The sequence below is a fragment of the Acidocella sp. genome (genome assembly GCF_035535915.1).
GTDB lineage: Bacteria > Pseudomonadota > Alphaproteobacteria > Acetobacterales > Acetobacteraceae > Acidocella.
Genome location: NZ_DATLPB010000116.1, coordinates 1 through 22,846, shown reverse-complemented (window position 1 = coordinate 22,846; position 22,846 = coordinate 1). Strand labels below are relative to the sequence as shown.

Below are 22,846 nucleotides of genomic sequence, written 5' to 3'. Positions count from 1 at the left end.
GCATAACAAAGTTTTTTTGCTACTTTTTGTTCACAAAAAGTAGCGCTTCCTTTCTTCTCATAAAAAAGGCCGGACAAAATGCCCGGCCTTTTCTTAGCAAGACTGATTGTCGGCTTAGAACAGCACGCCGGCTTCGAGGGTGCCGGTGAACTCGCCGCGGCCATCGTTATTGGGGCCATAGCCGAAGGAGGCGCCATTGGTGTCTTTGTTGTTGAGCAGATAGAGGTAACCGGCGTTCGCGCGGGCGAACAGGTTCTTATACTGCCAGGCCGGCGACACCGCGAAGCCGATCGCTTCGGAGTTCGGGCCGACGAACCAGCTGGCGGAGTCGACCGGACCATTCTGGTTCAGCGACGAGCTGTGCGAGTCGAAATACTCGATCCAGCCGCCGATCGAATAAGGCGACTTGCCGAACGTGTAGGTGCTGAACAGCGCCGCGCCGAAATTGCCGGTCTGCTTGAAAATGCCGAGCTTGGCGTTTTCATGCGCCACCTGATACTGCACTTCCGGCACCAGGTTCAGGTTGCCCATCGTGTAGCTGTAATAGGCGCCGATCAGCTGCGAATTGGCGAATTGCGGGCCGAACGTCCCGACGGTGCCGAAGCAGCCTTCGGCTTCGTTCACGACGCCATAGCCGCAAGTACCGCCATAGGTCTTCGCGTTCAGACCGGTCTGGCCGAGATTGCCGCCGTAATAGACGTTCAGGACGTTGTTGGCGTTGAACGTGTAGGAAACGAGGGCCTGCAGGAAGTTGAATACGCCGGTATTGTAGCCATCGCTGAACATCACCGTGGCATTAACCGCGCCCTTGTTGTAGTTCAGGCTGACGCCGCGGCTGCTCAGGTTCTGCACGTTGAAGATCGCGGTGGTGAGCTGGGACGGGTTGCTCCAGTCGGTAACGCCCTCATAGCCTTCGAGCGAGATCATCTGACCGGCGGAGATGGAGACCGGCAAGTTTTTCGGCGCCAGCGTGACATAGCCCTGATAAAGCGGGCCGGTCGAATATTGGTTGATCGTGGTCTGGGTCACCTTCGTGCCCAGGACCGGCGTGCCGCCCGTGGACCCGACCTCGATGGTGAACTGCAGCACGCCGCTGGTTTTCTGCAGCTCGACCAACGCGCTGCCGATATTGACGCCGGCCGTGCGGTTCGTGACGAGGGCGCTGTTGTCGCTCGCGCCACTCTGAACGAAGCCATAACCGTCCATGCCGCCGCTGACCTCCAACGGGCCGAGCGGGCCGCCATCGATCTGAATGGCCGTGGGGCCGTTCAAAGCGTGCGCTGCATTGATGGCAAGGAAAGAGGACGCGGCCACCACGCCCAATCCCAACAGCTGCCGACGCATATTAACCATTCTGCCTCCTGAATGCGCACTTTCTGCGCGAATGCCCAAAACAAACGCACCAACGCGTTACAAACCAAGCATAACACCTGATCTAACGCCATCGGACCTTCATGAAACGGCAATCTACGTGCCAAGGCATCCTCGAACCAGATAAAAGGCCGTGATTCTCTTGCTTTGCGACACGACTGTTGCGCAAATGACACAAACGATAAGGACCGCATAAAAACCATGTGTTATGAGGTCACGCCAAAACGTTTCGCAATTTAACACGCCGCATTGCAGCAAAGATCAGAGAAAAATCCGATACCCCCCGATGGGCATGGCAGCCGGGAGTCTGGCCAAAAATCCGGCACAGCGTAAAGCCGGCATAAAGGCGCCTATGGCGACGCGCGACGCCATGCCCCGGAGAATCGGTTCGAGCCGATGCCGGCCGCGCCGCACATGCATCTCGGCCCGTGCCGGAAAAATCGGCAACGGTGCGTTCGGTGAGATATAAAAAAGAGGCCGCTTTTTAAAAAAAGCGGCGCAAAAACTTTTGCGAAACTGGGCCGGCGGCGCTGAGATCCGCACAGTCCAAATTAACGAAGTTTTTTTGCTTCTTTTTGTTCACAAAAAGAAGCCTTCCTTCGGCTGATGTCTTCAGGCGCGCGAAACGGCCTGCTGGTTGATCGCGCTTGCCGCCCAGACGCCGAAAGCGCAGGCCGCGAGACAGATGATCAGCGACGCGGCGACATACAAAGCCGCACGCCCCGTCTGCCCGCCGCGCGCGAGCTCCACCGTCTGCAGGCTGAAGGAAGAGAATGTGGTGAAGCCGCCGCATACGCCGACAGTGAAAAAAATCCGCGCGTCCGAAGGCAACGCGAAGCGATGGCCCATGCCGGTCAGGCCGCTGAAGAAGCTGATGAGGAACGAGCCCAGCACGTTGATCGTCAGCGTCCCCCAGGGGAACGCCGCGCCGAGCGTCGCCGCCATCGCGTTGCCGAACCAGAAGCGCGCGACGCTGCCAATGGCTCCGCCGATGGCAACCCACAGATACAGCATCAGCCGAGTTCGGCGAGCAGGGTTTTCTGGGAATCGCCCGCTTCCGCATCGGTGAGCGCCACGGGATAGTCTCCGGTGAAGCAGGCGTCGCAGAAGGCCGGCGCATTTGCATCCCGCCCTGGCCGACCCAGCGCCTGATACAGGCCGTCGATGGAAATGAAGGCCAGGCTGTCCACGCCGATCAGCTTCGCCATGGCCGCCACATCGTTGCGCGCCGCCAGCAGCTTGCTGCGTTCCGGCGTATCGATGCCATAGAAGCAGGAATGGGTGGTCGGCGGCCCGGCAATGCGCATATGCACCTCGGTTGCACCGGCCGCGCGCACCATCTCCACGATCTTCTGGCTGGTCGTGCCGCGCACGATCGAATCATCCACCAGCACCACGCGCTTGCCCTCGATCATCGCGCGGTTGGCCGAATGTTTCAGCCGCACGCCGAGATGGCGGATCTGGTCCGTCGGCTCGATGAAGGTGCGCCCCACATAATGGTTGCGGATGATGCCAAGTTCGAAGTTGATCCCGCTTTCCTCGGCGAACCCCATGGCCGCCGGCACGCCGGAATCGGGCACCGGCACCACGACATCCGCAGTCGCCGGCGCCTCGCGCGCCAGCTGCGCGCCGATCTTCTTGCGCGCGGCATAGACGGAGGTGCCCTCCATCACGGAATCCGGACGGGCGAAATAAATATATTCGAACACGCAGAAGCGCGGTTTCTGCGCGGCGAACGGCTTGACGCTGCGCACCCCGGCATCGTCGATCACGACGATCTCGCCCGGCTCCACGTCGCGCACGAACTCGGCGCCGACGATGTCCAGGGCGCAGCTTTCGGAGGCCAGGACCCAGCCGGGCTTGCCATCGGCGCCATGCGTACGCCCCAGGATCAGCGGCCGCACACCGAGCGGATCGCGCACGCCGATCAAATGCTCGTTGGTCAGCGCCACCAGCGAATAGGCGCCCACCACCTGCTTGATCGCATCGATCAGCCGGTCGATCACGTTCGCGTACAGGCTGATGGCGATCAGATGCACGAAGACTTCCGAGTCCATCGTGCTCTGGAACAGGCAGCCGCGCCGCGTCAGCGCCTTGCGCAGGGTGTAAGCATTGGTGAGGTTGCCGTTATGGCCGACCGCGAGGCCGCCAAACTCGAATTCCGCGAACAAAGGCTGCACGTTGCGCAGCACGGTCTCGCCGGTGGTGGCATAGCGGTTATGGCCGATCGCCCGCGTCCCCGGCAGCCCCGCCATCACCTTGGCGTCGCCGAAATTATCGCCGACCAGGCCGAGGCCCTTATGGGAATGGAAGCGCACGCCATCATGCGTGACAATGCCGGTAGCCTCCTGGCCGCGATGCTGCAGCGCGTGCAGGCCCAGGGCCGTGATCGCCGCCGCATCCGTGACATTCCATGCACCGAAGACGCCGCATTCCTCATGCGGCTTGTCATCATCGATCAATCTTGAGCCCTGCCCTTATCCGGTATCCGCCGCGCTCTCCGTAGACGTGTGACAGTCTGATGTCGAGCGCCGCCCGGCTTATGGCACGATTCCAGCCCGCTGTCCTCTCAAGGCTGGGTATGGCTACATCCCGCCGCGCTCAATGCGACAGCGCGCTGCCCGTCACCGGCGTTTGCATCAGGGTCGCAGCACTCGGCGCCGGAGCCCCCGGCAGCGGCGCCACTTTCGGCCGGTATTGCGGCGGCAGGTACGAGACCAGCGCCACCGCCCCTTGATGGGCCCACGGCAGGAACCGTGCATTCACCACCGGCACCGGCCATTGCACCGGATCGACGGCGACCGAAAGGGCGATATAGGCCAGGCAGATGATCACCGCGCCGCGCACCAGGCCGAACACCACGCCGAGGCTGCGATCGAGTCCCGACAAGGCCGATTCACGAACGAAACCGCCGATCAGCGCCGAGATGATGCTGAGCACGATCAGCGTGACCAGGAACACCACCCCCATCGAAACATACACCACCAGATTCTTCATCGGCAGCACGCTGTTCACATAAGGCTGCACGAGCGGATAAAAGCGGAACGCCGCCAACGCCGCGCCGACCCAGGCGAACACGCCGAGAACCTCGCGGACGAAGCCGCGCACCATGGAGAACAACGCTGACAGAACCACGATCAGCAGCGCCGCCGCATCGACCCAGGTCATGAAACCTCCTTGTTCTGCACCGCAGCCTTTACGCCAGAAGTGGCCACGCCAATTAGGTCAGTGAGATGCCCGATTTCAACGAGTTTCAACGTGTTAGGCACGGAAAGTCGCGCCGCCCCGCCGGCCACGCGCTTCGGGCTCGCGGCCTGGGAGAAGCCGAGCTTCGCCGCCTCCTTGAGCCGCAGCTCCGCCTGCGCCACCTGGCGCAGTTCGCCGGAGAGACCGATCTCGCCGAAAAACACCATTGAAGGATCGGTGGGCACATCCGAGGCGGCGGAAATCAACGCCGCCGCCACCGCAAGATCCGCCGCCGGCTCGGTGATGCGCAAGCCCCCCGCGACGTTCAGATAAACATCGTTCATCGCCAGCTTCAGCCCGCAGCGCGCGTCCAGCACCGCCAGCAGCATCGAAAGCCGCCCGGAATCCCAGCCGATCACCGAGCGCCGCGGCGAGCCGCCGGGATTGGGCGAGAGCAGCACCTGGATCTCCATGAGCACCGGCCGAGAACCTTCGAGGCCTGCGAACACCGCGCTGCCGGCGACATTGCCCCGCCGCTCGGCGAGAAACAGCGCCGAAGGATTGGCCACTTCCGCGAGCCCTGCCCCGGTCATCTCGAACACGCCGATCTCGTCGGTGGCGCCGAACCGGTTCTTGATGCCGCGCAGAATGCGGAACTGGTGGCCGCGGTCGCCCTCGAAATGCAGCACCACGTCGACCATGTGCTCCAGCACGCGCGGCCCGGCGATGTTGCCCTCCTTGGTCACATGTCCCACCAGCATCAGCGCGAACCCTTGAGTCTTCGCCGCGCGGATCAGCTCGAACGCCGCCGCGCGCACTTGCGTCACGCTGCCTGGCGCGGAGTCTATGCCCTCGATCCACATCGTCTGGATCGAATCGATCACCACCAAGGCGGCGTCGGGAAACTGCGTCAGGCTGGCGAGAATGTCGCCGAGCTGCGTCGCCGCCGCCAGCGCCATCGGCGCCTCGGTAAGCCCCAGCCTAGCGGCGCGCAGGCGGATCTGGTCGACGGATTCTTCGCCGGAAATATACACCACCTGCCGGCCGGCCCGGCCGAGCGCGGTGCCCGCCTGCAGCAGCAGGGTGGATTTGCCGATGCCCGGGTCACCGCCGACCAGCACCACCGAGGCCGGCACCAGCCCGCCGCCCAGCACCCGGTCGAATTCCTCGATCGTGGTGGCAACGCGCGGCGGCGGCGGGGACATGCCGGCGAGGCCGACAAAATCGATTTTTCCGGCCCGCGCCGCGCTCGGCTTCATGCCGCCGGGCAGCGCCGGCAGCGGCATTTGCTCCTCCAGCGTGTTCCATTCGCCGCAGGCCTCGCAGCGCCCTGCCCATTTCGGAAAGGCGGCGCCGCAGGCCGAGCACATGAAATGTTTCGCTGGCTTTGCCAATCAGTCCGGCTGCCAGCCGAATTGTTTCGCGAGATATTTCTGCAGAGCGCCCTGCCCGGCGCCGAGCTGGCCCAGCATGGCCAGCGAGGCCCGCGCCACCGGCGCCGGCTGCAGCGTGACCGAGCTGGCGCTCGCCGCCGCCACGAGGCCGGGGCTGGCGATGGCGGCTCTCATGGCCTGGTCCCATTGCGCCACCTTGTTCGGGTCGCTGAGGCGCGGCAGCACGACCAGGAAATCAGTCCCCGCCGCCATCGACGCGGCACGGAAGGCGCCATCCAGCGCGCCGGGCGCACCGCCGCCGAAACTCTCCACATCCGGCAGGCCGGGGAATAGCGGATCGCCAGTGACCGTACCGTCCGCCGTGATGCCGCCGAGACAGAAGACCGGCACGCCGCCGCCGGCGCTCAACGGCGCAATGTCCTCCGGCACGCCTTCGCCGGCCAAAAAGACCGCATCCAACTCACCGGCGAGAAACATCCGGGCCTTGGCCGCGCTGTCGCGCAGGCCGAACACCGGGACCACGGGCACGCCCATCTGCACCAACGCCAGCAGCGCGGCAAGGTCGTTGCTCTCGGGCTGATACACCGCCAGGCGCAGCGGGGCCATGGCGCGCAGATTCTGCAGACTCGGCACCGTGCCCGTCGGCATGCGCACCACCAGCACCCCGGAATTGCGCCCGATCATCAACGGTACCCAGCGCGTCGGGTCGAAATGCACCCGGCTGTCGCCGACCAGCCAGGCGTTGAGCGCGGCGCCCGGCAGGATCGCCGCGGTCCTTCCGTCCGGCACCACCAGCGCGTCAAGCTTGTTGGCGCCAGTCACGCCGTCCAGCCCGCCCACAGGCGCCGTGCGGATCACCGGGTTGCCGGGAAAGCTGCCGGCCATCGCCAGCGCGAATGCATTGCCCCAGCGGCTGATCTGGTCGCCCTCCGGCCCCCCCACCAGCAGGGTCAAGGCCGGCGCGTTGACCAGGGTCTGCGTGGCGGCGGCGAACCCAGAGGGCACCAATGCGGCCGCGAGCCCGCCGAGAATTTGCCGGCGCTTCATCGCGTGCCGCCGCGCTGTTCGAGTTCACGCCGGACCGCCAATGAGCGACGCGCCATCGCGCACAAACGCATCATTTTTTTACTCGTCGTACTGAATCAGCGCCTCGAACGGCACATCGAGCTTCTTGCGCCCGTTCAGGAAAGTCAGTTCGATCAAGGTCGCCGCGGCCACCACGTCGGCGCCGACATTCTGCAGCAGCCTGATGCCGGCCGCCATGGTGCCGCCGGTCGCCAGCAGATCGTCCACCACCACCACACGCGCGCCCGCCTTGATGGCGTCGGCCTGAATCTCGATCCGGTCGGTGCCGTATTCCAGGTCGTAATCATAGCCAACGGTCGCGCCGGGCAACTTGCCGCGCTTGCGCAACATCACGAAACCGCAGCCCAGCTTCAGCGCCAGCGGAGCCGCTAGCAGGAAACCACGGCTTTCAACCCCGGCCAGAACGGTCGGATGATAGGCGCGCACCATATTGGCGAGGCGACCCATCGCCACCTGCCAGGCGTCGGCATGCCGCAGCAATGTGGAAATATCGTAGAAAAAAATTCCAGGTTTCGGAAAATCCGGAATGCCGCGAATATGCTCTTTCAGGTCCATATCGCGTCTATAGCCGACCCGCTCGGGACGGCAAACTCGGAGAGAAGAAAGCAGCCGCTTTTTGAAAAAAGCGGCGCAAAAACTTTTTTTGTGCTGGGCCATGTGCTGTGTCGGCGACAACGCCCATGCCCTCCGGGGCTATTCCAACGGTGCTATGCACCGCCGGAACCTTCAGCCCCTCCGCCCAGCATAACAAAGTTTTTTTGCTACTTTTTGTTCACAAAAAGTAGCCTTTCCTTACTTATCGCTGTTTCCAGGCGGCGGCGGCCTCGTCGTCGCTGGCACGGGCTTCAACCCAAACGGTTTCACCGGTTTCCAGCTCCTCGGCCTTCCAGAACGGCGCGGCGGTTTTCAGCCAGTCGATCAGGAAGGCAGTGGCCTGCAGTGCCGCGGCGCGGTGCGCGCTGGCGGCGGCGACGAACACGATGTTGTCGCCTGGCAATAAACGGCCGACACGATGGATGATGGTGCAGCCGGTCAGCTCCCAGCGGGCCGCGGCCTCGGCGGCGATGCCGGCCAGCGCCTTTTCGGTCATGCCGGGGTAATGTTCCAGCCGCAGCGCCGTGACCCGGGCAGCGTCACCCCGTTCAGCACGCACCGTGCCGGTGAAGCTGGCGATGCCGCCCACATTGAGGCCGGCCAGCCGCGCGGTCTCGGCGGCGATGTCGAAATCCGCCTCCTGCACGACGATCCGATGCATCCTAGCCCCCGGTTACCGGCGGGAAGAACGCGACCTCGCGCGCCCCGGCGATGGAGGTGTCCGGCGTGCCGAACTCCTGGTCGACGGCGCAGCGCACCAGCCGCGCATTCTGGAAAGCAGCGTCATGGCGCGGGCTTTGCCGCTTCAGCCAGTCCACCAGCTCGGCCACCGTCTGCAGTTCCGCGGGCAAAGCCCGTTCCTCCTCGGCGGCGCCGACCTTTTCACGCAGCCAGGCGAAATAGAGAATTTTCATCGCGCATGCCCCGGCACGGCGGGCGGCACAGCCTCTCCCCCGCCGGGCAAGGGGGCGTAGAGCGAATTGCCGAGCCCGGTGTCGTAACTGCTCGGCGCCGGCCCCTGGCCGGGCGGATAAGGCGAGGGCAGAGACGGCTGGTACCCCGCACCGAGCGGCATATTGGCGTTGCGCTGCACTTCGCTGAGCGTCGGCATGGGTTGCACCGGCCCGGGCCAGACATCGCCCGGCTGCGGCCGGATCGGCGTCACCGCCGACTTGTTGCCCACCGCCCGCTGCGCGGTCTCACTGTTGGCGGCCGGCGCGTTGGGATTGCCGAACGGATGGAGCGAATTGCTGGCGAATTGCTGCACGCTGGTGCAGCCGGACAGCAACAAGATCAAACCGATGGCGAGATACTGCCGCAAATTATCGCTCCTTCGTCTGCGCGTTCTCGTTTAGACCAAGTGTCGCGATCAGGAAATCCGCAATGCGCGGCGCATCCCCGAGGTCGAGCGCCGGCACTGGGCAATCCGCCGGTTTTTCATCCGTCGCCACGGCGATCACATCCATCGAAGGCCAGAGCGGCGGCTTGCCGAGGCTCGGCCGGTGCACTTCGAGCTTCGGGATCTCGTAGCCCTTGAACCCCTCGACCAGCACCAGATCCACCGGGCGCAACCGCGCCAGAAGCTCCGGCAAAGCCGGCTCGGCCCGATATGAGAACAAGGCGTACCCGCGCGCCGAAGCCAGGATCACCTCTTCAGCGCCGGCCTCGGCATGGCGGGCGCTGTCCTTGCCCGGCTTGTCGAGCGGCAGATCATGATGCGCATGCTTGATGCTGGAGACACGCAGGCCCCGTGCGCGCAGCGCCGGGATCAGCGCCGTCAGTAAGGTGGTCTTGCCGCTGCCGGACCAGCCGACAATGCCCAGCGCCCGGACCAACGGATCAGACGGTGGGGCGCGGCGTGGTGACGTGCCGCAGCCCGGCATTGAGATAGTCCCATCCGGTCACCAGGGTCAGGACCGCGGCGGCCCAGAGCAGCGTGCCGCCGATCCAGGCCATCGGCAGCCCGCCCAGGCCGATGATATGCGCACCGCGCTGCCCGAGCAGCAGCGCGCCGAGCGCCACCATCTGCACGCCGGTCTTCCATTTCGCGAGACGCGTCACCGGCAGGCCGATGCGGATCTCGGCGAGATACTCGCGCAGGCCGCTGACCAGGATCTCGCGCAGCATGATGACGATGGCCGGATAAATCCCCCCGATCGGCAGACGCCCGAAACCGACCAGCGCCATCAGCGTCGCGCCGATCAGCAGCTTGTCGGCGATCGGGTCGAGCATGCGGCCGAGATCGGACAGCTGCAGCCGCTCGCGCGCCAACCTGCCATCGAGATAATCGGTGATCGCGGCGGCGGCGAACAGCAGAGCGGCCAGAAGATCCGCCCAGGGCTGGCCGATCGCCACCAGCAGCACCAGCAACGGAATGGCTGCGATACGCGACAAGGTCAGGATGTTGGGCAGGTCACTAATCATTATCGCATACCTTACCCGTCTTTGCGCTCGCGCGAAACCGGCAAAGCGGCGCTCAGCTCCGCCAAAAATGCGGCGCCGGCGCGCGCCGACTCCGCCTCCAGCCCGCGATAGGCGTTCAGCACCTGCAAGCCGGTTTCGGTTAGCCGGGCGCCGCCGCCGCCCGCCCCGCCTTTCATCGCCTCGACCAGCGGCGCGCGAAACAACCCGTTCATCGTCTCCACCAGCGCCCAGGCGCGTTTATAACTCATGCCCATCTCGCGGCCCGCCGCGGCGATCGAGCCGGTGGTCTGGATGAGCTCCAGCAGATCGGCACGGCCGGGCCCCATCACCAGCTCGCCGCCCGCGGCGAGCCGGATGCGCAAGGTGAAACCGCTTTGGTTTGTCGTCTCCGTCATGCCCCATCAGAAGCACGAAAGCGGCGGATTGACGATATATCTCTCCAGGGATATCGCTTTGTTAACATATCGGAGACCCTCATGTCCAAATCGCTTATGCCGAATCCGCACACGCCGCGCCGCTGGCTGATCGCCGCCGCGGCCTCCCTGATCGCTGTGGGCGCCGGCATCGGCGCGGCGCAGGCGCAAACGCAGACGTCCTCCGTTACGGTGGTTTTTGCCGGCTCGATGGGCGCGCTGATGGATCGCGGCATCGCCCCCGCTTTCACCGCCAAGACCGGCACGACCGTGCACGGCACCGGCGAAGCGGCAATGGCGCTGGCGCATCTGATCACCGCCAAGAGCATCAACCCGGACGTGTTCGTCTCAGTCTCCGCCCCGCCGATCAAAGTCGTCGAGGCCGCCGGCCTGGCGAAAGGCGCGGTGCCGGTCGCCAGCTCCGCCATCGTTCTGGCCTATTCCCCGGCCTCCAAATTCGCCGCGCAATTCGCCAAGCCGGGCGCCGACGTCGCGCAGCTCCTGCTGACCCCGGGGCTGCGCATCGGCCGCACCGACCCGCGGGTCGACCCGCAGGGCCAATATGTGTTGTTCGCCCTGCAGCTTGCCGAGAAATACTACAAGCAACCCGGCCTGGCGCAGAAGGTCGCGGGCCCGGCGATCAATCCGGCACAGATCTTCACCGAACCCTCGCTGCTGGCCCGGCTGCAGGAAGGCCAGATCGACGCCACGATCGGCTATGAAAGCGCGGTGGTCTCGCAGCATCTGCCCTTCATCGTTCTGCCGCCCGAGATCAATTTTTCCGACCCGGCCGACCAGAAGGGCTGGTATTCCCATGCCAAGCTGACGCTGACCATCGCCGGCAAGACCAAGACGGTCCACCCGACCCCGCTGGTCTATTACGCGACCGCGCTGAAAAACGCGCAGCACCCGCAAGAAGCGGATTCCTATGTGAAATTCCTGACGAGCCCGCAAGGCCAGGCGCTGTTCGCGAAATACGGCTACGACCCCGCCAAAGGACCCTCGATCTGATTTTCTGGTCCTGCGCCAGGCCGGCACTGCTCCTGCTGGTGCTGGCCTTTCTCTCGGCGCCGCTGTTCGGCCTGCTGACCGGCGGCGACTGGAACCCTGCGGATCTGTCAGGTGCGGATCTGTGGGCCATCGTCACCTCGCTTGCCGGCGGCGCCGTCGCGGTGACGATGATCGCGCTGATCGGCACGCCGTTGGCTTTCTATCTCGCCCGCACGCCCGGGCGGATCAGCACAATCGCCGAAGCGCTGGTGCTGATCCCGATGCTGATGCCGACCCTGGCGCTGGGCATCCTGCTCGCCACCGTGTTCGGCCCCGCCGCCCCGGCCGGTGAATTCTTCGCCCGCATCGGGCTCGTGCTTACCAACAGCCCCGCCGCCTTCGTGCTCGCGGCGCTGTATTCCGCCCTGCCGACCTATGTGCTGACGGCGCGCTCCGCCTTCGTCGAAGTGCCCACCGAATATGAACGAGTTGCCCGCACGCTCGGCGATACGCAGCTGCGCGTGTTCTTCCGCGTCACCCTGCCGCTGGCGCAGCGCGGCCTCGCCGCCGCTTTGGCCTTATGCTGGGTGCGGGCACTGGGCGAATTCGGCGTGGTGCTGATCATCGCCTATTTCCCCGCCGGCATGCCGGTGCAGCTTTGGACCGACGTGCAGGATCTCGGCATTCAGGCGGTGTTCCCGCTGGTCGCAACCTTCCTGCTCGCCACCCTGCCGGCGCCGCTGTGGCTGGGTTTGCGCGCCCGCCGCCGGCCGGCTTAAGGAAGGAAAGCAAGGCTACTTTTTGTGAACAAAAAGTAGCAAAAAAACTTTGTTATGCTGGGTCATGGGCGTTGGCGCTGATACAGCCTCAGGCCCAGCATAACAAAAGTTTTTGCGCCGCTTTTTTCAAAAAGCGGCTTCTTTCTTGAACCTGGGTTCCCGATGATTCCTGTCGCCGTCGATTACCGCCTGACCCAGCCGGTCGCTCTGCATGCGCGTTTTGAGATCCGCGGCTTCACCGCTTTGCTCGGCCGCTCCGGCGCCGGCAAATCCTCGCTGATCAAGGCGCTGGCCGGGCTCAACCACGCCACCGGCACGCCCTGGTCGGGGCTGCCGCCGGAGGCACGCGAGGTCGGTTATCTGCCGCAGAACGCGGCCTTGTTTCCGCATCTCAGCGTGCTGGAAAATGTCGCTTATCCGCTGCGCGGCCGCGACCGGTTCGACCGCGCCCGGGCCCTGCTCAATGAACTCGGCCTGCTCGAATTCGCCGCGCGCCCCGCGACGCAGCTTTCCGGCGGCCAGGCGCAACGCATCGCCCTGGCCCGTGCCCTCGCCCACCGCCCGAAATTGCTGCTGCTCGACGAACCCTCCAGCGGGCTCGACGCCGTCACCCGCGACGCCACTTTCACCTGGCTGATCGACACGTTGGCCGCGCGCGGCGTGCCGGCCCTGGCGGCCACGCATGACCCCGGCCTCGCCGGCCTCGCCGACTGGATGGTGCTGCTCGCGGGGCACAAAATCATCCGCGAGGACACGCCGCGCAACCTCTTCGCAGACCCCGGCAGCATCGCCGCCGCCGAACTGCTCGGGTTCGAAAATATCTGGCAGGAAGGACAAACCTGGTTCGCCGCCCGCAGCACGGATTTCCGCGTCGCCGCCAACGGCCGGGAGGCTCGCATCGTCCGCGTCCGGCCCAATGGCGGCGGGCTGCGCCTGGAATGCGCCATGCCCCAGCCTGTGGTCGTGCAGACCGAAAATACCCCGGAGCGGTTTATCCCGGGGGCGACATTGTTTCTCGAAATCGCACCCGAGAAGCTGAGGCGACTCAGGCAAGATTAAGCAAAAGGAAGCGCTACTTTTTGTGAACAAAAAGTAGCAAAAAAACTTTGTTATGCTGGGCCATGGGCTGTGGCGGCGACAACGCCCATGGCCCAGCGTAAAAAAAGTTTTTGCGGCGCTTTTTTCAAAAAGCGCCTGCTTTCTTACTTGTTCTAAGCCGCCCGGGTCAGGCGCTTGATGAAGGCCGACACGTGGTGGCGGCGCATCTCGGCTTTCGCCTTGGTGCTGGTGGTCATGTAGTTCATCTGCAGCACGTAGCGCTGGCCGACGAACTGCTTATGCCCGTGGAACGTGGTCGGCCCGTTGGGGAAGACCAGCAGCGTGCCGTCCACCGGCGGCACTTCCACCGCGTAATTTTCCAGGTCGGTGTTGTTGCGCAGCAGGCGCAGGCAGCCTTTTTGCTGCGCCCAGGCTTCACCGTTGCCGGGGTTCAGGTACAGCAGGATGGTGACGCGCTTGGCGACCGAGTCGGTATGGATCTGGCCATCCTTCTCGCCGGAATTGCCGCGCAGCGTGCTCATCACCGGCGCGCCGTCCAGCTCCAGGCCGAATTTCTCGGCGATGATGCTGCGGAAGGTGGCGCCCTCGAGTCCGGCGACCATTTCCTTCGCGGCCGGCTTGAGGCTCAGCGCCCCGATCGGAAAGCTGCCGCGCGCGCGCATGGCCGGCAGCGCCCCCACGACCTCAGCCAACGCCGACGGTTTGATGAAGCGGGGCAGGACGATATGCGCAAACGGGTCGTTCGAGACCGGCGTGGCGCGCAGCATGTCGAAATCGAAAATGTCCATGATGGTCAATCCGTATTAGACGGCGTGCTTGCCGTCAATTAAACGGTCAAGAGATAGGGCCGTTATTGCACCGCACAACCCTCTGCGGTATCCGGCAAGCGCATGTCCAGCGTTTCCCCCCCGCAGCCCGGGGTTATCCCGGAATATCGTGCCCGCATCGCCGCCGGGCTTATCGTCTCGGACCCCGCCCAGGCCAGCGCGGCGGAACGGCTGCAGGCTTTGTGGGCGAAGCTGCGCGGTTACGACCCACCGCCCAAGGCACCGCCGAACGGCTGGATGGCCCGGCTGCTGCGCCGCAAGCCGGTGGAAGAGGTGCAGGACCGGCCGATGGGGCTGTATCTGGTCGGCGATGTCGGCCGCGGCAAGTCGATGCTGATGGATTTGTTCTTCGCCGCCGCCGAAGTGCCGCGCAAAAAGCGCATTCATTTTCATGAATTCATGCAGGATACGCATCGCCGTTTCCATGCCCTCAAGCGCGACAATCCGGACATCGACGACCCGATTCCGCCGCTTGCCGACGAGATCGCCGCGGAAGCCGCTTTGCTCTGCTTCGACGAATTCCAGGTGCATGACATCGTCGATGCGATGATCCTCGGGCGGCTGTTCGAAGCTCTGTTCGCGCGCGCCGTGGTGGTGGTCGCGACCTCTAACACGCTTCCAGATGATCTCTACAAGGGCAAACCGGGGCGCGACGCCTTCCTGCCCTTCATCGCGCTGCTGAAAAACAATCTCGATGTGCTCGTGCTCGATTCGCAACGCGACTACCGGCGCGACCGGCTGCACGGCATGAAGGCTTGGTACGTGCCCGCCGACCGGCGGGCCGACGCCGCCTTGGACGAGGTTTTCGCCACGCTTGCCGGCGATGTGCCGCCGCGGCCCGAGCATCTGGTGGTCGCCGGCCGGAATCTCACCGTGCCGCTGAGCACCCCGGATGCCGCCCGCTTCGATTTCCAGGCGCTTTGCGGCCAGCCGCTCGGCCCGGGCGACTATCTCGCCATCGCCACGCATTACAAGACCGTGCTGATCGACGGCGTCCCCCGCCTCTCCCCCGACAATTTCGACGAGGCGCGGCGCTTCGTGACGCTGATCGACGCGTTGTACGAGCACCGGGTCAAGCTCTATGCCTCGGCCGCCGCACTGCCTGATGAATTGTACCGCGCCGGCGAGGGCGCTTCGATCTTCGAGCGCACCGCATCACGACTCGAGGAGATGCAGAGCGACACCTATCTGCAGCTGCCGCATCTGACCTGAGGGGCGCGCCCCGCGCCCTCCTGCCGCCCCGCGAAGACCCGCAGGCCGCTGAAAACACTGGTTCCTCGGGAGCCCCGATGGCCAGTGAGACCTGCACTCCAGTGCATGTCATGGCGTTAAAAAGCCTGTCGCACTGCAACACCGTTCTTGCCGGGCCCCGGCGATTGGAGTAGCACGCCCAGCGACGCCACGGTAACCTGCAGCGAAAAGGTAGGCTCTGTCCAAATGAATATACATGAGTATCAAGGCAAGGAACTGCTTAAGGCCTATGGCGTGGCAGTGCTTGACGGCCACGTCGCCTGGACCCCCGAAGAGGCGGTGGAAGCCGCGAAGAAGCTCCCCGGCCCCGTCTATGTGGTCAAATCCCAGATTCATGCCGGCGGCCGCGGTGCGGGCAAATTCAAGAACGATCCCAACGGCAAAGGCGGCGTCCGCCTCGCCAAGTCGCTCGACGAGGTGCGCGACGCCGCGGCGGCGATGATCGGCCACACGCTGATCACCAAGCAGACCGGCGCGGCCGGGCGCCTGGTCCGCCGCGTCTATGTCGAAGCCGGCTGCGACATCAAGCGCGAGCTGTATCTCTCCCTGCTGATCGACCGCTCGGTCTCCGAAGTGGTGATCGTCGCCTCCACCGAGGGCGGCATGGAGATTGAAGACGTGGCCGCGCACAGCCCGGAGAAAATCCTCCGCGCGCCGATCGACCCGGCCTCCGGCATCTCCCCCTTCCATGCCCGCAAGCTCGCCTTCGGCCTCGGCCTCGAGGGCAAGCAGATCGCCACTTTCACCAAGTTCGTCACCGCCATGTACCAGGCGTTCGTGGCGCTCGATTGCGCGATCGTCGAGATCAACCCGCTGGTCGTCACCGGCGCGGGTGAGATTTACGCGCTCGACGCCAAGGTGAGCTTCGACGACAACGCCTTGTACCGCCACCCGGAGATTGAAAAACTCCGTGACGAATCCGAGGAAGATCCCAAGGAGCTGGAAGCCAACAAGCACTCGCTCTCTTATGTGGCGCTGGAAGGCAATATCGGCTGCATGGTGAACGGCGCGGGCCTGGCCATGGCGACCATGGACATCATCAAGCTCTACGGCGCGCAGCCGGCGAACTTCCTCGATGTCGGCGGCGGCGCCACCAAGGAGCGCGTCACCGCGGCCTTCAAGATCATCCTTTCCGACCCGAATGTCGAAGGCATTCTCGTCAACATCTTCGGCGGCATCATGCGCTGCGACGTGATCGCCGAAGGCGTGATCGCCGCCGCGCGCGAGATCTCGCTCTCGGTGCCGCTGGTGGTGCGTCTGGAAGGCACCAACGTGCAGCTTGGCAAGGACATCATGGCGAAATCCGGCCTGCCGATCATCCCGGCCGACAACCTGGCCGACGCCGCTGAAAAAATTGTCAAAGCCGTGAAGGAGGCCGCATAAATGGCCATTCTCGTCAATAAGAACACCAAGGTCATCACCCAGGGCTTCACCGGCGCGCAGGGCACCTTCCACTCCGAGCAGGCTCTGGCCTACGGCACCAAGGTGGTCGGCGGCGTCACCCCGGGCAAAGGCGGCCAGAAGCATCTCGACCTGCCGGTGTTCGACACGGTCGGCGACGCGGTGAAAGCCACCGGCGCCAACGCCTCGGCCATCTATGTGCCGCCGCCGTTCGCCGCCGATTCGATCCTGGAAGCCATCGATGCCGGCGTCGAGCTGATCGTCTGCATCACCGAGGGCATCCCGGTGCTGGACATGGTGCGGGTCAAGCGGGCCTTGACCGGCTCGAAATCGACCCTGGTCGGCCCGAACTGCCCGGGCGTCATTACCCCGGACGAATGCAAGATCGGCATCATGCCTGGGCATATTCACAAGCGCGGCTCGATCGGCATCGTCTCGCGTTCCGGCACCCTGACCTATGAGGCCGTGGCGCAGACCACGGCGGCCGGACTCGGCCAGTCCTCCTGCGTCGGCATCGGCGGCGACCCGGTGAAGGGGCTCGACTTCATCGAGGTGCTGGACCGGTTCCTGCATGACGATGAGACCCAGGCGATCATCATGATCGGCGAGATCGGTGGCCCCTCGGAGATCGACGCGGCGGAATTCCTCGCCAAGCACAAGATCAAGAAGCCGACCGTCGGGTTCATCGCCGGTGTCACCGCCCCGCCCGGCCGCCGCATGGGCCATGCCGGCGCCGTGATCTCCGGCGGCAAGGACACCGCCGAAGCCAAGATCGCCGCCATGAAGGAGGCCGGCATTCTGGTCGCCGACAGCCCGGCGGCCCTCGGTAGCACCATGGTCAAGGCGCTGCGCGGTTAGAACGACGGAGAGGTTTGCTGACGAAAATGGAGCATGATCGGCCCAAACGATTGTGCTCCAGGCTGTTCATCCAGTGAGCCTTAACAATGGGGCAGAGGTTTTTACGCAACGCATGAGAACTCATGCAGGCGTAACAACCCTGCCCCTTTTCCTTAGGCCGCGATCGGCGCTTCCTATTGGCTTATATGCGCAGCTGGATGAGCGTGCGCAGCTGTGCGCACAGGATGAGCGCGCCCACCGCAAACTCGCAACGGGCATTCCGCCCATCGCCGGCCGAACCGGCGGGTCTGTAGGCTTCAACGGAGGATAGGTTTGCTATGGCCGGTGTAGACGTCATCGCAACTGCCATGAATGGCGCGAACGCGCAGTTTATCGCTCAGCTTTACGCGAAATGGGTCACCGACCCGACTTCAGTGGACGGCGATTTCGCCGCTCTGTTCGCCGCGCTCGACGATGAGGCCAAAGCGGTCCTGACCGACGCCTCCGGCGCCTCCTGGGCGCCGCGCCCGGCGGCCTTCGAAGCGCAAGCGGCCCCCTCCGGCGCCGCCAAACCCGCTCCGCAGACCGCCGATACCCGCGCCGCGACCTTGGATTCCATCCGCGCGCTGATGCTGATCCGCGTCTACCGGGTGCGCGGCCACCTGCAGGCGCAGCTCGACCCGCTGGGCCTGAAGCAGCCCGCCTATCATGTCGAGCTCGACCCCGCGACCTACGGCTTCACCGAAGCCGACATGGACCGGCCGATTTTCATCGACGGCGTGCTCGGCCGCGAAACCGCGACCATGCGCGAGATCCTGGAGATCCTGCGCGCCAGCTATTGCGGCCCGATCGGCCTGGAATTCATGCATATCCAGGACCCGACGCAAAAGGCCTGGCTGCAGCAGCGCATGGAAGGCGCGCCCTGGCGCGCCGCCTTCACCGCGCAGGACAAGGAAAAGATCCTGCGCCAGCTGACCGAGGCGGACAGTTTCGAGACCTTCTGCCAGCGCCGCTATGTCGGCACCAAGCGTTTCGGCCTGGAGGGCGGCGAGAGCACCATTCCCGCGCTGCACGCCATCATCGAAACCTCCGCCGACCATGGCGTCAAGGAAATCGCCATCGGCATGCCGCATCGCGGCCGCCTCAACACCCTGGTCAACATCGTCAAGAAGCCGCTGACCGCTCTGTTCAGCGAATTCGGCGGCGCCAGCGCCAAGCCTGAGGACGTGCAAGGGTCCGGCGACGTGAAATACCATCTCGGCACCTCGACCGACGTGGTCATCAAAGGCAACCAGGTGCATCTGGCGCTGCAGCCCAACCCCTCGCATCTTGAGGCGGTGGACCCGGTGGTGGTGGGCAAGATCCGCGCCCGCCAGGACATGATGGGCGACACCAAGACGCGGCGCAAAGCCATGGGCGTCATCATGCATGGCGACGCCGCCTTCGCCGGCCAGGGCCTGGTTTATGAAACCCTGGCGATGAGCCAGCTGATCGGCTACCGCACCGGCGGCTCGATCCATCTGGTGGTCAACAACCAGATCGGCTTCACCACCATTCCGGCGCATGCCTTCTCCGGCCTGTATTGCACCGACGTGGCGAAATCCGTGCAATCGCCGATTCTGCACGTGAACGGCGACAATCCGGAAGCCGTGGTGTTCGCGGCCCGCGTCGCCACCGAGTTCCGCATGGAATTCGCGGTGGACGTGGTCATCGACCTGGTCTGCTACCGCCGCCATGGCCATAACGAGAATGACGAGCCGGCCTTCACCCAGCCGCTGATGTACAAGTCGATCCGCGCTTTGAAGACCACCCGGGCGCTCTATGCCGAGCATCTGGCCGCCGAAGGCAGCGTGCCCGCCGCCACCGCCGAGAAGCTGGCCGCCGACTACAACCAGACGCTGGAAGAAGCCTATGAAGGGGCGAAATCCTACAAGGTGAACAAAGCCGACTGGCTGGAAGGCCATTGGGCCGGGCTGAACGAGGCCGACGATGAGGCCGAGCAGATCGAAGAGGCCACCGCCGCCCCGCTCGAGCAACTCCGCGACGTGGGCGCTGCTTTGTCGAAGGTGCCTGAGAACTTCGATATCAACCCGAAGATCCTGCGCCAGCTCGAAGCCAAGAAGCAGATGATCGACACCGGCGCCGGCATCGACTGGGCGACCGGCGAGGCGCTGGCCTTCGGCACGCTGATGCTCGACGGCCACCGCGTGCGGCTCTCCGGCGAGGATTGCCAGCGCGGCACCTTCAGCCAGCGCCATGCGGTGCTGGTCGACCAGTCCAACCAGCATGAATACGTGCCGCTGAACAATATCCGCGAAGGCCAGTCGCGCATCGAGATCTTCAACTCCCTGCTCTCGGAAGCCGGCGTGCTCGGCTTCGAATATGGCTACGCCATCGCCGACCCCGGCGTGCTGGTGCTGTGGGAAGCGCAGTTCGGCGATTTCGCTAACGGCGCGCAGGTGATCATCGACCAGTTCCTGGCCTCGGGCGAGACCAAGTGGCTGCGCATGTGCGGCCTCACGCTGCTGCTGCCGCATGGCCAGGAAGGCCAGGGGCCGGAGCACTCCTCCGCCCGTCTGGAGCGCTATTTGCAGCTCTGCGCCGAGCACAATATGACGGTGTGCAACCTCACCACCCCGGCCAATTATTTCCACGCTTTGCGCCGGCAGCTGAAGCGCAACTTCCGCAAGCCGCTGGTGCTGATGACGCCGAAATCGCTGCTGCGGCACAAGCTGGCAGTCTCCACGCTGGACGAGATGACCAACGGCTCCAGCTTCAAGTTCGTGATCCCCGAGACCGACCAGCTGGTGGCGCCGGAGCAGGTGAAGCGCGTCGTGATCTGCTCGGGCAAGGTCTATTACGACCTGCTGGCCGAGCGGCGCGAGCGCGGCATCAAGGATGTCGCGCTGGTGCGGCTGGAACAGTTCTACCCGTTCCCGGCCAAATCCCTGAAATCCGCAATCGAGGCCTACAGCAAGGCCGAAATCGTGTGGTGCCAGGAAGAGCCGGAGAATAACGGCGGCTGGACCTTCGTGGACCGGCGGATCGAAGCGGTGCTGTCCTGCCTGGACGGCGTCGCCAAACGCCCCCGCTATATCGGACGCAAGGCTGCGGCGAGCCCCGCCACCGGCCTCGCCAAGACCCATGCCACCGAACAGGCGGCATTGGTCGACGCGGCGTTGACGGTCTGACCCGTCAACGCCACCCCCAAAATTTCCTTCGACGTGGCTCAAAAAACTGAGGAGCATCTATGGCTGCCGACATCACCGTCCCGACACTGGGCGAAAGCGTCACCAGCGCGACCATCGCGCGCTGGATCAAGAAAGCCGGCGAGACCGTTGCCGCCGACGAACCCGTGGTCGAGCTGGAAACGGACAAAGTCACCGTCGAGGTGAACGCGCCGCAGGCCGGCGTGATTGCCGAAATCGTCGCCCCTGAAGGGGCGGAGGTCGAGGTCGGCGCGCTGCTCGGCCGTGTCGGCGGCGCCGGCGCTGCCGCCGCGCCGGGCGCGGCCAAGGCGCCGGTTCATGCCGCAGCCCCGACCGTCGGCGTCAACCCGCCGCCGGCCCCGTCCGGCCCGGTGCCCCGCCCCGGCCCGGCGCCCCTGCCGGCCGCCGCCAAGCTGATGGAAGAGCGCAACCTCTCCGCCACCGATATCGGCCCCGGCACCGCCAAGGACAACCGCATCTCCAAGGGCGATGTGCTGGCCTTCGTGAACAAGCCGGCCGCCGCCCCGGCCCCGGCGGCGCCCAAGGCGCCGCGTGCCCCGGACGTGCGCGAAGAGCGCGTGAAGATGACGCGCCTGCGCAAGACCATCGCCGCGCGCCTCAAGGACGCGCAGAACACCGCCGCCATGCTGACCACGTTCAACGAGGTCGACATGAGCGCCATCATGGCGTTGCGCAGCGAATATCGCGACGCCTTCGAAAAGAAGCACAAGGGCATCCGCCTCGGCTTCAACGGCTTCTTCGTGAGGGCCGTGTGCGCCGCGCTGGCTGAATTCCCGGCGGTGAACGCCGAGATCGAAGGCGACGACATCGTCTACAAGAAGTTCGTGAACATGGGCATCGCCGTCGGCGGCGCCAACGGGCTGGTGGTGCCGGTGATCCGCGACGCCGATCGGAAATCCCTGGCCGAGATCGAGGCCGAGATCGCCGGCTTCGCCAAGCGCGCCAAAGACGGCACGCTGAAGCTGGAAGAACTGTCCGGCGGCACGTTCTCGATCACCAATGGCGGCGTGTACGGCTCGCTGATGAGCACGCCGATCCTCAACCCGCCGCAATCGGCCATTCTGGGCATGCACAAGATTCAGGAACGTCCGGTCGTGGTCGCCGGCAAGATCGAGATCCGGCCGATGATGTATCTGGCGGTCTCATACGACCACCGCATCATCGACGGGCGCGAGGCCGTGTCCTTCCTGGTGCGCGTGAAGGAAAGCCTGGAAGACCCGCGCCGTATGCTGCTGGAAATCTAAACGAAAAGGGGGCTTCGGCCCCTTTTTTATTGAGGAAGAAAGCGGCGCTTTTTGAAAAAAGCGTGCAAAAACTTTTGGTTACGCTGGGCCAGTGGCGGTGAAACCAGCACGGCCTAAGTTTAAAAAAGTTTTTTGCTTCTTTTTTTCAAAAAAGAAGCGCTTCCTTCCCTTATTACTTTTTTCCCTACGGCGTGATCACCTTGGGCAGGCCGGCCGTTGCCGGATCGTCGATGGTGTACACATGCACCTGCCTTGCCGCGCGGGATTGCAGGATCACGAACGGGTCCGCCGCTTCGGCGTCCGGCGCAGCCGCGCCTTTTCCATGCCACACTGCGAGCACGCGACGCTCGTAGGGCAGACCGAGATCCGGGGTGGCGGAATGGTAGTCGGCAATGGCGCTGTCCCAGGAGCCGGTGCGGCTTTGCAGGCGGCGCAGGAAGCCGGCCGCGTAGGCGGCATTTTGCACCGGGTCGAACGCGTCGGCCAGGGTGGCGAAAGCATCTTGGTGGTCGGTCAGGCTGACCTGGAAACAGCCGACATCGACGTCCCGCGCGCCGGACGCTTCGGCCAGCCGCACAAACAGGATCGCCGCCCCCTCATCGGGGAAGAACCGGCCCACGCCATCGACATTCACGGTCCAGGGCCAGGCCGTGACGCGCCCGGTCAGAGCGTCGGCGCGGCCGCTTTCCACCAGGCCGATCGAGAGCAGCAGGTCGGCCGGCAACGCGGCTTCCATCTCGGCGCCGCGGCCGGCCGCGGC

22 protein-coding genes and 1 pseudogene are annotated in these 22,846 nt (G+C 64.8%); 8 read left to right on the top strand and 15 right to left on the bottom strand.

All coding sequences use genetic code 11. The features are described 5' to 3' along the window. Positions 1–114: 114 nt before the first annotated feature. The 13 genes from VNC39_RS15360 to VNC39_RS15300 form a co-directional block, all read right to left on the bottom strand. The gene (locus tag VNC39_RS15360; RefSeq protein WP_325400527.1) at positions 115–1,353 is read right to left on the bottom strand and encodes a hypothetical protein; all 1,239 of its coding nucleotides are present in this window, start codon (positions 1,351–1,353) and stop codon (positions 115–117) included. A 630-nt stretch (positions 1,354–1,983) separates the two neighbouring features. After that, positions 1,984–2,385 carry a fluoride efflux transporter CrcB gene (gene crcB, locus VNC39_RS15355; protein ID WP_325400526.1) on the bottom strand — a complete coding sequence of 134 codons (402 nt, stop codon included), beginning with the start codon at positions 2,383–2,385 and terminating at the stop codon, positions 1,984–1,986. Beyond that, on the bottom strand, positions 2,385–3,833 hold the full coding sequence (purF, locus tag VNC39_RS15350) for an amidophosphoribosyltransferase (protein ID WP_325400525.1): 1,449 nt from the start codon (positions 3,831–3,833) through the stop codon (positions 2,385–2,387). The genes crcB and purF overlap by 1 nt, the downstream gene beginning before the upstream one ends. Before the next feature lie 139 nt (positions 3,834–3,972). Continuing rightward, complete coding sequence (locus tag VNC39_RS15345) at positions 3,973–4,539, bottom strand: CvpA family protein (RefSeq protein WP_325400524.1); 567 nt, start codon at positions 4,537–4,539, stop codon at positions 3,973–3,975. Next, on the bottom strand, positions 4,536–5,951 hold the full coding sequence (gene radA / locus VNC39_RS15340) for a DNA repair protein RadA (protein ID WP_325400523.1): 1,416 nt from the start codon (positions 5,949–5,951) through the stop codon (positions 4,536–4,538). Before radA ends, VNC39_RS15345 begins: the two co-directional genes overlap by 4 nt. Next, positions 5,952–6,998: a hypothetical protein gene (locus tag VNC39_RS15335; RefSeq protein WP_325400522.1), complete on the bottom strand. Its 1,047-nt coding sequence runs from the start codon at positions 6,996–6,998 to the stop codon at positions 5,952–5,954. Between the two features lie 78 nt (positions 6,999–7,076). Then, positions 7,077–7,592, bottom strand: coding sequence for an adenine phosphoribosyltransferase (locus tag VNC39_RS15330; protein ID WP_325400521.1), 516 nt, complete (start codon positions 7,590–7,592; stop codon positions 7,077–7,079). 241 nt (positions 7,593–7,833) lie between these two features. Beyond that, positions 7,834–8,292: a molybdenum cofactor biosynthesis protein MoaE gene (locus VNC39_RS15325; protein WP_325400520.1), complete on the bottom strand. Its 459-nt coding sequence runs from the start codon at positions 8,290–8,292 to the stop codon at positions 7,834–7,836. Position 8,293: 1 nt separating this feature from the next. Beyond that, on the bottom strand, positions 8,294–8,545 hold the full coding sequence (moaD, locus tag VNC39_RS15320) for a molybdopterin converting factor subunit 1 (RefSeq protein ID WP_325400519.1): 252 nt from the start codon (positions 8,543–8,545) through the stop codon (positions 8,294–8,296). Next, positions 8,542–8,952 carry a hypothetical protein gene (locus tag VNC39_RS15315; protein WP_325400518.1) on the bottom strand — a complete coding sequence of 137 codons (411 nt, stop codon included), beginning with the start codon at positions 8,950–8,952 and terminating at the stop codon, positions 8,542–8,544. Before VNC39_RS15315 ends, moaD begins: the two co-directional genes overlap by 4 nt. Position 8,953: 1 nt before the next feature. Then, the gene (mobB, locus tag VNC39_RS15310) at positions 8,954–9,466 is read right to left on the bottom strand and encodes a molybdopterin-guanine dinucleotide biosynthesis protein B (protein ID WP_325400517.1); all 513 of its coding nucleotides are present in this window, start codon (positions 9,464–9,466) and stop codon (positions 8,954–8,956) included. A gap of 4 nt (positions 9,467–9,470) precedes the next feature. Beyond that, on the bottom strand, positions 9,471–10,055 hold the full coding sequence (pgsA, locus tag VNC39_RS15305; protein ID WP_325400516.1) for a CDP-diacylglycerol--glycerol-3-phosphate 3-phosphatidyltransferase: 585 nt from the start codon (positions 10,053–10,055) through the stop codon (positions 9,471–9,473). 11 nt (positions 10,056–10,066) lie between these two features. Next, the gene (locus VNC39_RS15300; RefSeq protein ID WP_325400515.1) at positions 10,067–10,450 is read right to left on the bottom strand and encodes a winged helix-turn-helix domain-containing protein; all 384 of its coding nucleotides are present in this window, start codon (positions 10,448–10,450) and stop codon (positions 10,067–10,069) included. 81 nt (positions 10,451–10,531) lie between these two features. Here VNC39_RS15300 and VNC39_RS15295 point away from each other — a divergent pair, with 81 nt between their 5' ends. From VNC39_RS15295 to VNC39_RS15285, 3 genes are all read left to right on the top strand, one after another. Continuing rightward, on the top strand, positions 10,532–11,479 hold the full coding sequence (locus VNC39_RS15295) for an extracellular solute-binding protein (RefSeq protein ID WP_325400514.1): 948 nt from the start codon (positions 10,532–10,534) through the stop codon (positions 11,477–11,479). Positions 11,480–11,517: 38 nt separating this feature from the next. Then, complete coding sequence (locus VNC39_RS15290; RefSeq protein WP_325400513.1) at positions 11,518–12,237, top strand: molybdate ABC transporter permease subunit; 720 nt, start codon at positions 11,518–11,520, stop codon at positions 12,235–12,237. A gap of 162 nt (positions 12,238–12,399) precedes the next feature. Continuing rightward, the gene (locus VNC39_RS15285; protein WP_325400512.1) at positions 12,400–13,296 is read left to right on the top strand and encodes an ABC transporter ATP-binding protein; all 897 of its coding nucleotides are present in this window, start codon (positions 12,400–12,402) and stop codon (positions 13,294–13,296) included. Positions 13,297–13,448: 152 nt separating this feature from the next. Here the strand turns inward: VNC39_RS15285 and VNC39_RS15280 are convergent, their stop codons facing one another. Further along, positions 13,449–14,093: a 2OG-Fe(II) oxygenase family protein gene (locus VNC39_RS15280; RefSeq protein WP_408840857.1), complete on the bottom strand. Its 645-nt coding sequence runs from the start codon at positions 14,091–14,093 to the stop codon at positions 13,449–13,451. Between the two features lie 93 nt (positions 14,094–14,186). On the opposite strand from VNC39_RS15280, the gene zapE reads away from it, so the two are divergent. The 5 genes from zapE (at position 14,187) to odhB (ending at position 22,086) form a co-directional block, all read left to right on the top strand. Further along, positions 14,187–15,335: a cell division protein ZapE gene (gene zapE, locus VNC39_RS15275; RefSeq protein WP_325400510.1), complete on the top strand. Its 1,149-nt coding sequence runs from the start codon at positions 14,187–14,189 to the stop codon at positions 15,333–15,335. Positions 15,336–15,560: 225 nt separating this feature from the next. Further along, positions 15,561–16,757 (top strand): ADP-forming succinate--CoA ligase subunit beta, encoded by a 1,197-nt coding sequence (gene sucC / locus VNC39_RS15270; RefSeq protein ID WP_325400509.1) that lies wholly within the window; start codon positions 15,561–15,563, stop codon positions 16,755–16,757. Continuing rightward, on the top strand, positions 16,758–17,633 hold the full coding sequence (gene sucD / locus VNC39_RS15265; protein WP_325400508.1) for a succinate--CoA ligase subunit alpha: 876 nt from the start codon (positions 16,758–16,760) through the stop codon (positions 17,631–17,633). A 317-nt stretch (positions 17,634–17,950) separates the two neighbouring features. Continuing rightward, a complete protein-coding gene (locus VNC39_RS15260) occupies positions 17,951–20,803 on the top strand; it encodes a 2-oxoglutarate dehydrogenase E1 component (protein WP_325400507.1) in 2,853 nt (950 codons plus the stop codon). A 59-nt stretch (positions 20,804–20,862) separates the two neighbouring features. After that, complete coding sequence (odhB, locus tag VNC39_RS15255) at positions 20,863–22,086, top strand: 2-oxoglutarate dehydrogenase complex dihydrolipoyllysine-residue succinyltransferase (protein ID WP_325400506.1); 1,224 nt, start codon at positions 20,863–20,865, stop codon at positions 22,084–22,086. 184 nt (positions 22,087–22,270) lie between these two features. On the opposite strand, the pseudogene VNC39_RS15250 reads toward odhB, so the two are convergent. After that, positions 22,271–22,846: pseudogene (locus VNC39_RS15250) on the bottom strand (hypothetical protein); the annotation flags it as partial.

Bases quoted from the DNA above. Each gene is read 5' to 3' on its own strand.
- VNC39_RS15345 (WP_325400524.1), bottom strand. From the start codon at position 4,539: ATGACCTGGGTCGATGCGGCGGCGCTGCTGATCGTGGTTCTGTCAGCG.
- crcB (WP_325400526.1), bottom strand. From the start codon at position 2,385: ATGCTGTATCTGTGGGTTGCCATCGGCGGAGCCATTGGCAGCGTCGCG.
- VNC39_RS15285 (WP_325400512.1), top strand. From the start codon at position 12,400: ATGATTCCTGTCGCCGTCGATTACCGCCTGACCCAGCCGGTCGCTCTG.
- VNC39_RS15360 (WP_325400527.1), bottom strand. From the start codon at position 1,353: ATGGTTAATATGCGTCGGCAGCTGTTGGGATTGGGCGTGGTGGCCGCG.
- zapE (WP_325400510.1), top strand. From the start codon at position 14,187: ATGTCCAGCGTTTCCCCCCCGCAGCCCGGGGTTATCCCGGAATATCGT.
- VNC39_RS15295 (WP_325400514.1), top strand. From the start codon at position 10,532: ATGTCCAAATCGCTTATGCCGAATCCGCACACGCCGCGCCGCTGGCTG.
- VNC39_RS15300 (WP_325400515.1), bottom strand. From the start codon at position 10,450: ATGACGGAGACGACAAACCAAAGCGGTTTCACCTTGCGCATCCGGCTC.
- odhB (WP_325400506.1), top strand. From the start codon at position 20,863: ATGGCTGCCGACATCACCGTCCCGACACTGGGCGAAAGCGTCACCAGC.
- pgsA (WP_325400516.1), bottom strand. From the start codon at position 10,055: ATGATTAGTGACCTGCCCAACATCCTGACCTTGTCGCGTATCGCAGCC.
- VNC39_RS15330 (WP_325400521.1), bottom strand. From the start codon at position 7,592: ATGGACCTGAAAGAGCATATTCGCGGCATTCCGGATTTTCCGAAACCT.
- VNC39_RS15260 (WP_325400507.1), top strand. From the start codon at position 17,951: ATGGCCGGTGTAGACGTCATCGCAACTGCCATGAATGGCGCGAACGCG.
- VNC39_RS15325 (WP_325400520.1), bottom strand. From the start codon at position 8,292: ATGCATCGGATCGTCGTGCAGGAGGCGGATTTCGACATCGCCGCCGAG.
- VNC39_RS15335 (WP_325400522.1), bottom strand. From the start codon at position 6,998: ATGAAGCGCCGGCAAATTCTCGGCGGGCTCGCGGCCGCATTGGTGCCC.
- sucC (WP_325400509.1), top strand. From the start codon at position 15,561: ATGAATATACATGAGTATCAAGGCAAGGAACTGCTTAAGGCCTATGGC.
- moaD (WP_325400519.1), bottom strand. From the start codon at position 8,545: ATGAAAATTCTCTATTTCGCCTGGCTGCGTGAAAAGGTCGGCGCCGCC.
- sucD (WP_325400508.1), top strand. From the start codon at position 16,758: ATGGCCATTCTCGTCAATAAGAACACCAAGGTCATCACCCAGGGCTTC.